The organism is Pseudomonas sp. SST3, assembly GCF_003325755.1.
Genome location: NZ_QORI02000009.1, coordinates 206,152 through 221,388, shown reverse-complemented (window position 1 = coordinate 221,388; position 15,237 = coordinate 206,152). Strand labels below are relative to the sequence as shown.

The window sequence follows — 15,237 nt, the reverse complement described above, 5'->3', positions numbered from 1 at the left end:
CGCCGGCTATAAATCCGGAAAGAGGGGATGATTTGATCGTTTTTTAGCCGAATCACCGTTTTGAAATCGGCAAGGGCTGGAGTCAGCCAGAAATACCTGACTACTTCAGACCATCCCTAGCAACGCATGTTGATTAGCATGTTTCCACCGATGGTCGTCTGGAAGTTCTATGGGCTGCTTCCAGGGAAGAGTCTGGATAAGTTTGTTCAAGGTACTACTCATAAGCAATCATTCACTCGTATGTGGCACCTACAAAGGGAACAGCCAGGTGTTTTGTGAAAATAGCGCCATATCGGTATTGGATTTCTATTGATTTTTTAAAACTGTAAGACCTCTATTTTTTTACGTGTGTGTGGGGTGTCTGTGTTTTTTGAAAGTATGATTTCAGCAGTGGTTTCAAAATCTTTTTCGTGACAGAAAATATATGTCCACCACGGCAGTGTCTTGTTGAGATTCTCGTTGAGCCACTCATATTCCAAGCTGATTAGGTGACGTGATTTGTCTATGTAAATGTGCTTTATTTCGTCCCAGGTAAATACATTGTGTCTGTAGAGACCGTGCATTTCTTGGAATTGCTTTGAGTTAGCCAGGCCTAGATAAAGCAAGCCCATGCCGCCAGGCCCGGCGAGTGCTATCCAAAAGGCCGATGGGGCAAGTGCGACAACGAATAGAACGGCGATAGCGGAGATAGCCGTCAGCCATTTCAAGACGATCATCCAGCGCTTGCTGGGGGATTTCCATTCGCAGGTCTCTATGCACTCCTCAGTTAGGCGATAAGAAAATTTTGTTTTCTGATGTGTCATGGTGTATATCCCCCCATTGTCAATAGGTAAAATGGAACTCCCATGAATTTCTCAAGTAATGACTGAGCGGCAATGTTGTAGGCGATGCCAATAAATACTAGAGTTATAATTGTTAAGAGAGAGAAAAACATAATATTTGCGACTTTTGTATTGTAGGGCCTTGCTTCTACACTCCACTCCAATAAGGCAGGTTTGTTGGCGTTTTTCCATTGGTGGCGGCGTGGAAGCTCAATGCGCTTATTCCAGTTAAGAGCATGTAGGCATCTGGTGAATGCATTGATCATAAATAAATCATTTACTCGTATGTGGCACGTGCAAGGGTAGCAAGCGGGTACTTTGTGAAGAGAGCACCATATCGGCAACAGGTTCCTTGCTGAAAGCATCGCTTTTCAGGTCCGCCTCGGAAGACGAGATGCCTATATCCACGCGGAACATATAGCCCTGGCCGTTGGCGCGTTCCAGAATCTGCTCCGGGTAGCGAACTTCCAGCTCCAGCGCGGGGGGACGCTGGTAGGCGATCCAGGTTTGCCAGAGGCGGTGTTGTGTGCCCTCGGGGTAGAGGGTGTCACCAGGCAGTGGCCCATTGGGGCGCTGCGCAGGTGGTTGACCAAATTGGTCGATGGGCGCCCAGTGGCCTTCGAGGAGCTGGTCGTAGAACTTGTCTGCCATGCCTTGCATCAGGCTATCGGAAAACCAGCCGCTGTCGACCATGGCCGGTTGCAGTTTTACGCTTGTTCCCGCCAGTTCGGACGGTAGCAGGAGTTGTAGCCAGAAACCGGTATAGATGCGTGGGCCACGCCCGTAGTAAGTCAAGGTGGAGGCGCGAGCCGCCAGGCTGGGGCGCAGGCAGATTTCTTTCAGGGTGCGCAGTTCCTCCTTATGATGCTCGTCACTGTGCGTCCAGGTGGGAGATTTTCCCCAACTGCTGCGATACAACCAGAGCCGTAGACCCTCGCGCTTGTATTGGTTGGCAACCATGCTGGCGATCAGGTAGATCACGCCAAGTAACGCGATGATGATGGTCACCGGGTTGGACATGACCCAGGCAAAACCGAACCAGAAGCCCAAGGCGCTGCCTATTAATTGTGCTCCTGCCAGCCCTGCCATTGCAGTCAATGTGTAGAATTTCACGCTTAAAGCTAAACTCTCGGTTTTGCTGGTCGTTTTGGCGATATCTTTGTAAACCTGCCAGGCCTCTACTCCCGCAGCGATGGCGCCGAATGCAGCCATGCCCATGGTGCGTAAAACCAACTGCCGAGCCAGCAATGAGGCTTCAACTTCGCCCGTTTTAAGCCAAGCCCTCACACCTGCTTTTGCAAGTTGAGTGGTATTCCGGCCAATTGTTTTTTCAAGCTTGGCCCACTTGTTCCACGCCGGCACCGTCCAGAGCGCCATCAGTGCGTTGGCGGTATAGGCGGCATTGGCGCCGACCGTGCGCAGCTCATCCTCACGGAAAATGCCGTCATTGCGTGCCTTGTCCAGGCTATTGATGAAGTTCCAGATATTCAGCCCTGCGACCAGCACGGGCAAACTGCCGCCGAGCTCTTGGTTTATCCACTGACGGCTGCGGGCTGCATAGCCTGCCGAACTTCTTGCTTTGAGCTGCAACTGATCGAGCAGCTCTGACTGGCCCAGTGTCGCAAGCCACATGTTTACTTGGCGGGTTTGTACCTTGGTGATCCTGGTTTCGGTGACGACGCTACCGATTACCTCATTAGGCCGTTGCAGGTTCAGCGTCTCGCGCTTTTGTTCCAGCCCGAGCAACTGTATGCGCGCCGAGCGTTTGTCGGGGCCTTTACCGGGTAGAGAAAGAGTGCGTTGCAGGCCCTTGATGTTCTTTTCGAGCTGGGCAACCTGCATCTGCCATTGACGGTTCTTCTTCGCGAACTCGGGATCCAGAATCAAACGCGTCTGCGTGGAGATTTCCGTAGAGACCAAGACTTGGGTGACGCTGAAGGCAAAGATTCGAACCTTGGGCGCAAATTTCGTGCTCAAGGCAGGCAACAGAACAAAGGCCATCAGGTTCCAGCTGTCCTTGGCTTTTTGCCCCACTACGTTGCGCAAGGTCTCGAAGGCACGCTTGCCGGGTTCGGAAAGGCTCTTGTACAGGTTGCTAGCTTGTACGCTCGGCAGGTCAAGTACCGATTTCACCTCGTTGGCACGGCTGACTTCGCTAGTGATGTCGGAGAGTCCGCCGTGAGCCTGGCCGCTGCCGTCGCCCTGCCGCCCCTGATTGTCGATGGTGCCGTAGGTGGTGAAGTTGGTGGAGATCTTGTCGATCAGCGCGGAAAGCTCGGCGCTGAAATTGAACAGCGCCAGGCCTGCCAGCGTAGTGGGTTTGCCGTACTGCTCGCAGAGCCATTGCTTGCCCGTGTCGCTCGCGCCCAATTGCTCGTAAAGGTTGGCCATGGTGTCCAGCAGATCGGTCGATTGCTGCGGGTGGCAGGGGTCATAGAAAACCTCTTCCGCTTTCGGACTAAAGCTTTTCAGCCAGGCGAGCAGGTCGCTTTCGCTGCGTTGGATGTGGGTATTGAGGCGCTCCATTTCATCGGCGCGCTCTTGCAGATAACTCCAGGCCTCATCGAAGCGAACGTCCTCGCGCCAGATCTTTTTCTGCTGCCATTCTTCTACCAGTGCGCGCCATTTAGGCCCCGACGGTGGGTTACCCCAATTCGTGCGAAATTGCTGTTGAACCCGCTGCACTTGCAGCGATTTGAGTGTCAGGGTCGCGTCACTGCCGCTGTGATTGAGTAGCTGCGCTTCGCTATCGAGCAGGCTGTGAGCGTCTTTGATGAAAGCTTGCTTGCGGCTTGGGTTAGTCGATACCGATTTGGGCATGAAGGGGTCTAGTTTGACGCCGCAAAGCCCCTGAATGAGCGTAGCGCTATTGATCTTGTTGGCGTGCTGTTTGTCTGCTGCTGCCAGTTCCAGCCAGCGGCCCTGCAGATTCATGGCCAGGTCATCGACGATGGCCATGGGATCGTCCAGAGCAACGAAGAGGGCACTGTCCTGATCGGGTACGCTGCCGAGTATGAGAGCCTGGTCGATCGGCTTTTTGCAGGGGCGGGACGAATCATCTTTGTTCGCCGCCACCAGGCAGCTCTTGAAGGTCGGGGCTTCTCCTCCTGCCAGGATATCGGCGACCGCGCTGCCTATTTCGCGGATAGGAGCGGCATGTGCTGCCTGCATCTGGGTGCAGTATTGCGGCAGGTTAAGCACGCGCATCCAGCGCTTTTGCTCCTGCGGGTTGCTGCGCATTTTTTCGCACAGGCGCCAGGTCCACTGCACGGGGGCGTAGGCAATGAGTAGGCGGCTGCGCTTTGGGTAAAGCAGATAAGGTTGGCTGTCACCGGGGTTGTTTCGCTCATCCTTGCCCAGCTGTGCGCTACCCCATTGATGGCGGGTGAATTGGTGGCCATTCACCTGATATTCGTGAAGGGTGCGATCAGTTTCATTCCACACATAAAGCCAGCCGTCACGGAGCTGACGCAGGGTATAACTACGCGTCTTGAGCTTCGGCAGGTTGCTGCTGGACCAGCCTTTTGGCAGCGGGTTTGGACCTTGGGCACTGCCGCGTGCCGGTGACTCATCTATCGCATAGCGAACGGGATGGATCGCAATTTCACCCGCTTTCAACGGGCACTGGCCGTTCGCATTGGCGGGCTTGTCCTCGAAGGCCTGATTGCGTTTGGCTTGTTGCAGCATTTTGTCGGAAGTTGTCGTGCTCATGGAAATCCGTTCCTTTAGCCGGTAAGGCAATCTTCATCCAGAGCTTGAATACGTCGCTCTGGAGGCAGTTCCTGGGCGTCTGGCACCTTGGCTAGCCAAGCTTGGTAGGGGCTATCGAGGCGTGTGGCGAAGTCGTCTCCCCAGCAGGCGCAGCGCTCGACCCAGATCGCAATACTCTGTTCATTGACCAGCCCCCAGGCTTCGGCATCTAGCAGACGCTGTTCCAACCATAGATCTCGCTCTTGTTCGGCAAGGCTTGATAAGGTTTGTGGATAGTCTTCGTTCAACCAGTCGTAGAGGCGTTCCTTGAAGCTTCGCCGATAAGCCTGTTCTAGGGCCTGAACCTGGTCATCGGCGAGGTGGTTGAGTTTGCCCTCTAATGTCGGACTGTGTGGTTGCGGACGATAGGAGTGCCATTCGACTGCTACCGAGGGCGCCCACCTTGGAGGGGATAGTGGAACGAGCCATTCACCGATGGGGCCCAACAGACTTTGATAAGCGGACGAGGGATAGCTGTTCAACCAGTAAGAGGTCACCAGTGGGTCAGCGAAACGGAAGAGGCTGTAGCTACCAAAGTCGTCCGTGACGGTGATGTACTGGCTCAGGTGATCGGCGACATCGTTCAGCGGTGCTGAACTCTGTAGCCTGCTGGCCTGACGCTGAAGAAGAGGGTTGTGTTGCCATTCATCGAGCAATGATGAATGCGTATCTAGCCCTACCAGAATTGGGCCGATTTCTTTGACGCCGTCCCAGCGGGTGCCGTTGTAAAGTGGGATGACCTCGATATGCTCGCCTGCTGCATAAAACCATTGCAGAGCGTCCTGGCGGAGCACACCATCTACGAGCAAGAAGTCTCGGCTCATGCCCCGGCCTCCTGGTTGGCTCGCTCGCAGATCTCACAGCGTGGAGAGGCTCGTAATAAAGCTTGGCGCTGCGCAGGCACTAGGAGCTCGCCTGCCTTATCCGCATCCGCCGATTCCACCGCGCCCGGCTGGACCGGCGCAGCCCCCGACCCCTTACCCGGACTGCCGCCAGAGTTCATCCTGATCACCGGCCCGACCATGGTGATGCCGCTCGTATCGAGCTTGATAAAGCTGCCGGCGGCTTTGAAGGTCAGTTCGCTGCCCGCTTCGAGGACGACTTTCAAGCCGCTGGAGAGGTGGATTTCCTGGCCGGCCTCTACGAATTGGCCGGTGCCGATCTTCACGTGTTGGTTGTTGCCGATGGTCAGGTGGTCGTCTGCTTTGACTTCGCTGCGGCGGTCGCCGTGGGTGGTGCGGTGTTCTTCGGCGCGGAATTCGCTGTAGCTGTTGGCCTCGACGGTGTCATGGCGTTCGTGGCCGATGCGGATCGTCTGGTCGTGCTCGATGTTCTCGTCCCAGTCGCGTTGGGCGTGGATGTAGATCTGCTCGGCGTCCTTGCGGTCTTCGATGCGAAGTTCGTTGTAGCCACCCCCGCCGGGCGTGCTCAGGGTCTTGAAGACGCTGCGGGTCTTGTTGGCCGGCAGGTCGTAGGGGACGGCGTTTTCCTTGTGGTAGAGACAGCCGGTGATCAGTGGCTGGTCGGGATCGCCCTCGAGGAAGGTGATCAGTACTTCCATGCCGACGCGGGGAATGGCGATGCCACCGTAGCGGTCGCCGGCCCAGCTCGATGAAACGCGCAGCCAGCAGCTGGTTTTGTCGTCGGCTTGGCCGTGGCGGTCCCAGAAGAATTGCACCCTTACTCGACCGTATTCGTCGCAGTGAATCTCTTCACCGGCTGGCCCGGTGACAACCGCACTCTGGCTGCCAAGGATGCGTGGCTTGGGGTGGTCGAGCGCGGGACGGAATGGGACGGCCCAGGGCGTGGCGGTGAAGTGGTTGCGGTAGCCTTGGTGGAAATCGGGGCTGGCAAGAGCCCCTTCACCGCAGCCTTCGTCCCGGAGGGGAGGGTGGGTCGGAACGTGCAGGCTGGACGCGCTGGTGACCGACTCCTCCAGTACCTGCGGTTGTTTGCCTTCGTGATGAATTTCGGTGAGCAGCCATAGCTGATTCCAGTCGCCGCGCGGATGATCGCTGAGTGAGAGGAAGTGGCCGCTGACCAGCTTCGGCTGATCGCTATCGCCCACGGCCAGTTCGAAATCGTGGCGGTGGCGTTCCAAGGCGCGGCGGGACAGGTGTTTGCCACGCTCGCGATCGACGAAACGCCCTGGGTAGTCGTAGTCCTCGAGGTCGGGCTGAGTGCCGCTCTGAACCGCCGCCTCCATCGTCAGGCGTGGCTTTTCGAAATCGTAATCACGGCGGGTGACGCGGCCGGTACGGGTTTCGATGCGCACCCCGAAGCGCTTGATTGCCGGCTCGTCGGCGACCAGGCCGCTGTCCTGCTGATACGCGACCGGCGCAAGGGTGGGGAATACCGTCTGGTCATCGCCAAAGACCAGCATATGACCGGATTCGCTGTGCCGGAAATGGTAGTGAATGCCTTCTTCCTCGCAGAGGCGCTGGATGAAGTGCAGATCGGTTTCGTCGTATTGAACGCAATAGTCTCGCTCGGGGTAGATCACCGGACCGAGGTCGAAACGATGACTGTCGCCGGCGAGAATGCCGTGCTCCTCCAGGACCTGGGCAATGATCTGCGGCACCGAGAGGTGCTGGAAGATGCGCTGGTTGGTCCGGTGCGCCAGATAGGCAAGCCTCGGGACAATGATCAGCTGGTAGCGCGTCAGGCGTTCGCCGGACTCGCCTTGGGCGGCGCGATAGACCTGGCCGTGGATGCCGCCACCATCCCTGGCGAATGTCAGGAACGCGGACTGCTGAAGCAGGCTTTCGAAATCCAGATCCGGACGCTCGCTGACCAGCTCCAGTTCGAAGCGGTAGGGCTGGCTGATGGCTTCTTTACCGCTGAATTCGAGCACTTGAAAGTCATGCTCGATGCCTTCGATGTGCAGGGAAAAGTGCTTTTGATTGGCGGGGGCGAACATCCTTGTTCCTCCTGGATCCGTCCATGGTGTGCGCCAGGGCGCATGCGGGGGCTTGATGTACCACGCATCGACGGCGTTGCGGTGCGCTGGGTCGCGCATTGTTTCGCCGCGGTTTCAATTTCTATTACTGCTTCGCAAAAAAGCTTCAGCCGGGACGTGCCCGGCCAAAGTCATTGATGCGGTGATCGCTTTAGCTGGCGATCGGGGTGCGCCAGTCGTCGGAGCCGGAAGTACCGGAGACTTCGTGGGTCCAGACGATCTTGCGGTAGGTGAAGTACACGTCTTCCAGATGGGTGAAGTGGGACATGTTCGGGTCCTGGCAGTTGGGCATGCGCGACTGCACGTCGACGATCACAGCGTCTTCCAGCTCGATGGTGAAGTAATGCTCCTGGGTGCCGGTGGACGAGGTGCGGTACCACTCCAGGCGGCACTTGTTCAGGCGCTCACCGGAGGTTAGGGCGTTGAAGATCAGCGGCGACGATTTATCGAACACCTTGGTGATCATCAGCGGCTTGTGCACGCGCTGGCCGGTGGGTTGGCCGGACTGAGGGTCGCGCGGGATGATGACCTGGTGCTGGAACGCCTGCACCAGGATTTGGTCTTCGTGTCCTTCCTGGAAAATATTGCCGACCGAGTCCTCGGTAAACGTGCCTGCGGTGATCAGGCCTTGCTTGGTGCCTTCGAGGGACAGATACGCGGGTGTTGGCATGAACGCTCTCCTTGCCTTGTGAATGCCGGAATGGCAGACGAGTCACTACAAGGTGCGTGCCAGAAAGTTCAAATCCTTTTAAAATCAATACCTTGTAGCAGACGGCAAGAAGGGCAGGATGAGCGCTGCGGGAAGACGCACATTTAGTTGAGCAACATCCTGCCGGCACCTGTGCAGGATTTGGCACATATCCGCATAAGTCCAGTGGCCACGCGCCGTGCGGCTGGGGAAACCGCTCCGCCAGGCGGAGCGCTGCGCAGCATCTTGCGCAAAGGTCACGTTAGGACGAGCAGCTGATTTCCAGATGTTTGCCCCATTCCGGCGGGCGTTCAGCGTAGCGCTCCATGCCCGGTTGGTCGTCGAATGGATGACTGAGCACAGCGTGCAGCTCGCGTACCGGACCGTAATCACCGGCCTCTGCGGCTTCGATCGCCTGCTGGGCAAGGTAGTTGCGCAGGATGTACTTGGGATTGATCGCCTGCATGCGCGCTTGCCGCACGGTCTGGTCGTCCCCTTCACGTTGAGTGCGCTGGAGGTAGCCCGCGGCCCAGTCGTCGAACGCCTTGATGTCGATGAAATCCTCACGTAGCCGAGCCAGGGCCTGCTCGGGTGCGTGATCGCCAAGTTCGCGGAAGAAGTTCGTGTAGTCGATAGCGCTGTCCTGCATCAGCTGCAGCAGACGCTGCACCAGCGTTTTGTCCTCTTCCTCGGCGGTCCGGAAGCCCAGACGCCGGCGCATCAGGTCGAGCCAGGCAGCTTCGTAGATCGGCAGGAACAGGTTCATCGTCTCGCGCAACTGCTCCACCGCGACGAAGGGCGTCAGGGCCTGGGCCAGGGCGGCCAGGTTCCAGTGCGCGATGGGCACCTGGTTTTCGTAGGAGTAGCGCCCCGCATCGTCGGAATGGTTACAGATGAAGCGCGCATCGAAGTCATCGAGGAAGGCGTAAGGGCCGAAATCGAAGGTGATGCCGAGGATCGACATGTTGTCGGTGTTCATCACGCCGTGGCAGAAGCCATAGGCCTGCCAGTAAGCGATCAGCTCGGCGGTGCGCTCCAGCACTTGGCGGAAGAACGAGTGGTAAGGCTCGGGGTGCTCGAGGCAGTCGGCGAAGTGGGATTCGACGACGTGATCGAGTAGCTGCTTCAGTTCATCGTGTTGCTTGGTGTAGTAAAAGTACTCGAAATTGCCGAAGCGCACGTGGCTTTGCGCCAGGCGCAGCAGCATGGCGCCACGCTCCTGGCGTTCGCGATAGACCGGCGTATCCGAGCCGGTCACACAGAGCGCGCGTGAGCTGGGAATGCCCAGCGCATGTAGGTGCTCGCTGGCGAGGAATTCACGAATCGAGGAGCGCAGCACGGCACGGCCGTCACCCATGCGGGAGTACGGTGTCTTGCCCGCGCCCTTGAGGTGTAGATCCCAGTGCTCGCCCGCCTCGTTGACCACCTCTCCGAGCAGCAGGCCACGACCGTCGCCCAGGCGCGGGTTGTAGCTGCCGAACTGGTGACCGGAGTAGACCATCGCCCGCGGTTCGGCGGTGCTCCAGAGTTTGTGACCGGAAAACAGCTCGGCGAACAACGGATCGTCAGCCACTGCCGGATCGAGACCGAGCAGCGCCATGGCCGCTTCGCTGGCGATCACCAGGCGCGGTGCCTCCAGCGGCTGCGGCGTCACTTCGGTGGAGAACACGTCGCCCAGTCGGGCGAAGCGGTTGTCGAAATTCAGCTCGGTGAGAGTCTTCACGGGGGCTCCGGGCGGTCCTGAAATGTAGCGCTCGCAGGCGAGGGCACGTTGAATTGGAGGTCTTGCCTGTCGGGGCGTTCCTCAACTCTGACCGTTGGCAGGCGCACCAAGAGGCGTTTCGTTGTGATCGGCCCGCGGTATTTCCAGGCCCGGCGGCGCATTTTTCAGGTGCACGTCCAGCTGACGGAATGCGATGACGATCCCGCGAACGCGGAACTCCTGATCGATACGTCGGTTTATCTCATCGATAACCGGATTGCGGTCACCAAGATCCCGCACATGCAGGCGAAGCTCGTGCTCCAACCGGCTCTCGCCGAAGTTGAGGAAGAAGACCTGCGGTTCAGGCTCCTTGAGCACGCGGGGGTTCTCCCGGGCTGCCTGGAAAAGGAGATTTCGCACTTCTTCCAGCTCGGAGCCGAACTGCACGCCGATGCGAATCGTGACCCGGGTGATGGTGTCATTGAGCGACCAGTTGACGAGCTGGTCGGTCACGAACGTCTTGTTCGGGACGATGATCTCCTTGTTGTCGAAATCGGTAATGGTCGTCGCCCGAATGCGAATGCGGCTGACTGTTCCAGACAGATTGCCAATGGTTACCACGTCGCCGATGCGTACCGGTTTCTCGAACAGAATGATCAATCCCGATACGAAGTTGGCGAAGATCTCCTGCAGGCCGAAGCCTAAGCCCACCGACAACGCAGCGACCAGCCATTGCAGCTTGTCCCAGCTCACGCCAAGGGTCGATAACGTCGTGACAATGCCGATGCCAACCAGTGTGTACGAGAGCAAGGTACCCGTCGCATAAGCGCTGCCCTGAGCCAGGCGCATCCGGGACAGTACAAGTACCTCGAGGAGGCCCGGCAGGTTGCGTGCGAGCGCGAAAGTTATGACGACCGTGGCCAGTGCACCGAGCAGGTTGTTCAGGGTGATGGCAGACGTGCTGGCGGTCTCACCGCTGCCGCTGGTGAATTCGTACAGGGTGACGTTATCGAGGTACGACACCACACTGATCAGGTCAGCCCAGACCCAATAGAGCACAACGAAGAACAGGCCGAACATGGCCAGCCTGGTCAGGCGCAGGGATTGTTCATTGACCTGTTCGATGGCAAGACCTGGCTCGGCCGCACCTTCGTTGGCTGCACCGGCATCATCGGAACCGGCTTCTCGCTTGGCGATGGCCCGCTTGTATGCCAGGCGTCGCGCAGCCACGGTCAGGCCTCTGATCAGCGCGGCCTCGATGACGACCCAGGCTAGCAAGAGATACAGCGTATCGATCAATCGGCCGGTCAGTTTAAGGGCGGTGTAGTAATAACCAAGCCCCACGACCACGATCAGCGCCAGTGGCAGCATGCTGAACAACAGACCGATGATGCGCCGCACTGGCGGGGCGTTCTGGCTTGATGGGCCTTTGAGCAGCAGGCGCGTCAGGCGCCAGCTCATCAGCGCGAAGCAGGTCAGCACCACGGCAATGCCGATCACATCGTCGACCAAGCTGCCTGGTTGATGTTCTGCAATGGCCACGACCGCTACGAGGGCTATGACGACCAGCCCCAGGCGACGAATCTCGTTGCGCAGGAAGACCACCTGGGGGCGGAACCAGCCAAAATGAGTCTCGGCCACTCGATTCGGCGAGAGCATCCGATAGGCGCTGTAGAACACCAGCCAGGCCTGCGCCATCTGGTAGAAGGCGGCACCGAGGCTGACGTTTTGTCCTCGCCCGTCCATCTGCAGGAGGTAGCCACAAAGTGCCAGGAACAGCGCGCCGGGGAGTGCCAGCAAGAGATTCAGCAGCAGCGCCAGCGGCGTGTGCAATTGGCTGTCGTGGCGGAAATGGCCGATGTCGGCGCTGAGCAAATCGAGCTTGGCGTTGATGGCGTTGCGGCGCCAGAGCAGTAAACCGATCACCAGCAGTAGCGGTACGAAGAACAGCGGTCGTTCCAGCAGTCCGGCGCCGAGCGCCTCGAACACGGAGCCCCAGGGCATCGCACGCAACTGGCGATCCAGCAGCGTCGGCACGCTCTTGAACCAGTCCAGGTCCAGCGGCTTGTTGCTCGGGATCCAGAACATCTGCTCGTCCAGCGTTTCGCGCAGTGCCTGAGCTTTGGTCTGAAGCTGGCGTTGATTCAGCTGCAGAGTGATCGATTCGCTAAGCAGTGCGTTGAGCTCGTGGTTCAGCCGGTCGAGCAGCTCGCTGCGGGTGCGTATCAGCTCCAGCAATGCACTGCGCAGCTCCGGCGTGACTTCGTTCGGCGGAAGCTTGGCGAGCTGCTGATCGACGTAGTCTTCAACGTTGCCGCTGAGCTCCCGACGCTGGTTCAGCTCGAACTGGTACAGGCGAATGTCGGCGATCTCATCGGCCAGATTCTTGTCCAGGCTTAGCTGCGGCAACGCCTGCTTCTGCTGGTAGAGAACCTTCGATAGCAGCAGGCTGCCCTCGAGTACGGCAATTTGTTCTTCCAACGCTTGGTCGGCTTGGTTCAACGTGTCCAGCTGCTGGCGCGTTTGCAGATTTTCCTGGGTCAGGTCGTTGAGGCGTTCGGTAGCCCGTAGCAAGTAATTTGAGAGCTTGCGGTTCTCGGCGCTTTCAGCGGGCAACAGCTTGTCGGAGCCGGCTTTCTCGGCTTTTAGCGAGAACTCTGCGACGGTCTGCTCGGACTCCTCGCGGCGTTTGTTGTTGATCGCCGTCTGCAGCGCCATGGTTTCCTGCTCGGCGCGTGCGATGCGCTCGGACAGCAGATCGCGCCGGGCGACGCCAAGGTCTTGTAGCAGGCTGTTGCCGGCCAGCTCGTTGCGGCGCAGCTCGATTTGCGCCTTGAGCGCGGCCCTCTCGGCACCGAGCAGTGCGCGGCGCTCGTCACTCAGTGGTTTGCCGCCTTCGCGTCCTGCCTTGAGCAGGCTATTGATCTCGTCGATGCGAGTCTGGTGCTTGCTGATGTCCGCCTGCGCACGTTCAGGGCGCGTCTGGGCGCTGATGATCATGCTGTTGGCTGCTGTCAGGGCCGTTTGCCAAGCCGACAGCTGTTCGATGCGCTCGGCCAACCGTTGTTCGAGCGCGGGAACCGTCAGCTTGGCCAGTTTCGCGGGTAGATCGCTGGTGTCGCTGCCTTTGAGCTTGGTCAGTTCCCGCTGCGATTCGGCGATTTCCTTGGTTGCCCCGGCGAGCTCGGCCTTGAGTTCGTCCAGGCGCCGCTGGGCCGTCTCGGTTTGGTCCGCGAGGCGCTGGGCGCTTTCATCAACGCTGGGCTGCGCGTCTTTCGGCGCTTCTGCTTCGCCAGCCTGGCTGCCAGGCAGGCCAGGCACCGTGGGTGCGGCTTGAACAAGGGCGGAAGACGGGGCGATGACGAACAGAGTCGCCAGCAGCAGGGTTCGGAAGAGGGCCATGGGTGCTATCGGAATACGAAATGAGTGCGGAGTCTAAGGGCTGCGGATGGCCGAGGCGAGTCCATAGATCGGAACGCCTCAGCCCGCGTTATATGCGGCGAGGCACGTCTCAGAAGTGCAAACTCGGGCCCGGCGGATTGCCTTCCGGAAACTTCAGGCCGACCTTGCGTACTTCCCCGTGCTCCATCGCCGCGATGGTCCACGTCAGGCCGTTCCACTCGACCTGATCACCGACGACCGGCTTGCCGCCGACGCGTTCGGCCATGAATTGACCGATCTGCTGGTCGCCGTTCACATCGCCCAGTTTCAGTCCGTAGAGAGCCGCGAGAGCGCTCATCTGCGCCTCGCTCTCCAGAATGAAATCACCGAAGAAACGCATGTCGCGCCCGCGCTGTGGCGCCTCGCTGAACAGCTTGCCGAGCGCTGGCAGATCCTCCTCGTGGCCGATCACGCAGAGAATGTCGTCGACTTGCAGACGCGTGCTACCGGAGGGGTGAAGCAAGGCCTTACCGCGGAACAGCGCGGCGATGCGGGTGCCGGTCGGCATTTTCAATTCGCGCAGCGCAGCGCCAATGCACCATTTCTTCGCGGTCAGCCGGTAGATGAACATCTCCCACTGGCTGGTGGTGTGGATCTGTAAGCCGGTGCGGGAGATCGGCAACGGCGATGGCGGCACTTCGACCTTGGCTTTCTTGGCGGCCCAGGTCAGTGTCGTCCCCTGCAGCAGCAGCGAGACCAGCACGATGAAGAACGCTACGTTGAAGAACAGCTGGGCGTTCTCCAAACCGGCCATCAACGGAAACACCGCGAGGATCACCGGTACCGCGCCGCGCAGACCGATCCAGGATATGAAGAGTCGTTCGCGCAAATGGAAGCTGCGAAACGGCGCCAGGCCAATGAATACCGCCAGCGGCCGGGCAAAAAGGATCATCCACAACGACAGCGCCAGCGCCGGTAGGGCAATCGGCAATAACTCGCTGGGCGTAAGCAGCAGCCCGAGTACCAGGAACATGCCGATCTGGCTGAGCCAGGCCAGGCCGTCGAACATGTGCAGAATACCGTGGCGATTGCGAATGGGCCGGTTGCCCAGGAGCAGACCGCAGACGTAGACCGCGAGAATGCCGCTGCCGCCGATGGCGCCGGACAGCGCGTAGATCATGATGCCACCGGCCACGGCCAGCAGCGGGTAAAGGCCGTCGGCGACCGAGAGACGGTTGATCAGGTGCAACAGCAACCAGCCGCCGAACAGGCCCAGCAGGGTGCCGATACCGAACTGCTGCAGCAGATTGAGAAAGAAACCCCAGCCGAAGCCGGTCTCGCCAGAGGCCAGCATGTCGATCAGCGCGACGGTGAGGAACATTGCCATGGGATCGTTGCTGCCTGACTCAATCTCCAGCGTCGAGCCGACCCGTTCGTTGAGTCCGCGCCCGTTGAGTAGATTGAACACGACCGCAGCGTCCGTCGAGCCGACGATGGCGCCGATGAGCAGGCCTTGCATCAACGGCAACTGGAACAGCCAGGCCGCGGCCAGACCGGTCAGGCCGGAGGTCACCACTACGCCAGCAGTGGCCAGCGAAAAGGCCGGCCAGAGCGCGACACGGAAGGTGGCGGCGCGGGTGCGCATGCCACCATCGAGCAGAATGATTGCCAGCGCCAGGTTGCTGATCAGAAAGGCCAGCGAATAGTCATCAAAGACGATACCGCCGATGCCGTCGACGCCGGCGAGCATGCCCACCGCGAGGAATATCACCAGAATCGGCACGCCGAGGCGAGTCGACAGTGAGCTCATCAGGATACTGGCCGCAACCAACAGGGCACCGATAAAAAACAGGTAGTTGATGTTGCCGATATCCAAGCGCGCGCTCCGTAGATCAGTCTCGCATGATGTCATGCAGGGTGCATGCCAGCGATTCTA

The 15,237-nt window shown here is 59.1% G+C and carries 9 protein-coding genes; all 9 read right to left on the bottom strand.

Annotated elements, in window-relative coordinates; genetic code table 11:
• Positions 1 to 317: 317 nt before the first annotated feature.
• The 9 genes from DQ405_RS11795 to DQ405_RS11755 all read right to left on the bottom strand — a co-directional run bounded on the left by DQ405_RS11795 (position 318) and on the right by DQ405_RS11755 (position 15,177).
• A complete protein-coding gene (locus DQ405_RS11795) occupies positions 318 to 803 on the bottom strand; it encodes a hypothetical protein (RefSeq protein WP_168424403.1) in 486 nt (161 codons plus the stop codon).
• Positions 800 to 1,087, bottom strand: coding sequence for a hypothetical protein (locus tag DQ405_RS11790; protein ID WP_168424402.1), 288 nt, complete (start codon positions 1,085 to 1,087; stop codon positions 800 to 802). Before DQ405_RS11790 ends, DQ405_RS11795 begins: the two co-directional genes overlap by 4 nt.
• A gap of 7 nt (positions 1,088 to 1,094) precedes the next feature.
• Positions 1,095 to 4,532, bottom strand: a complete 3,438-nt coding sequence (locus DQ405_RS11785) for a T6SS effector BTH_I2691 family protein (protein ID WP_168424401.1) — start codon at positions 4,530 to 4,532, stop codon at positions 1,095 to 1,097.
• Positions 4,533 to 4,546: 14 nt separating this feature from the next.
• A complete protein-coding gene (locus DQ405_RS11780; protein WP_168424400.1) occupies positions 4,547 to 5,395 on the bottom strand; it encodes a DUF4123 domain-containing protein in 849 nt (282 codons plus the stop codon).
• Positions 5,392 to 7,491, bottom strand: coding sequence for a type VI secretion system Vgr family protein (gene tssI / locus DQ405_RS11775; protein WP_168424399.1), 2,100 nt, complete (start codon positions 7,489 to 7,491; stop codon positions 5,392 to 5,394). The genes DQ405_RS11780 and tssI overlap by 4 nt, the downstream gene beginning before the upstream one ends.
• A gap of 190 nt (positions 7,492 to 7,681) precedes the next feature.
• On the bottom strand, positions 7,682 to 8,200 hold the full coding sequence (locus DQ405_RS11770) for an Hcp family type VI secretion system effector (protein ID WP_021206448.1): 519 nt from the start codon (positions 8,198 to 8,200) through the stop codon (positions 7,682 to 7,684).
• A gap of 280 nt (positions 8,201 to 8,480) precedes the next feature.
• A complete protein-coding gene (gene selO, locus DQ405_RS11765; RefSeq protein ID WP_168424398.1) occupies positions 8,481 to 9,941 on the bottom strand; it encodes a protein adenylyltransferase SelO in 1,461 nt (486 codons plus the stop codon).
• Positions 9,942 to 10,022: 81 nt separating this feature from the next.
• Entirely contained in the window at positions 10,023 to 13,322 is a 3,300-nt protein-coding gene (gene mscK / locus DQ405_RS11760) for a mechanosensitive channel MscK (protein WP_168424397.1), read from the bottom strand.
• A 109-nt stretch (positions 13,323 to 13,431) separates the two neighbouring features.
• Positions 13,432 to 15,177 carry a potassium/proton antiporter gene (locus DQ405_RS11755; protein ID WP_168424396.1) on the bottom strand — a complete coding sequence of 582 codons (1,746 nt, stop codon included), beginning with the start codon at positions 15,175 to 15,177 and terminating at the stop codon, positions 13,432 to 13,434.
• Between the last annotated feature and the right edge of the window lie 60 nt (positions 15,178 to 15,237).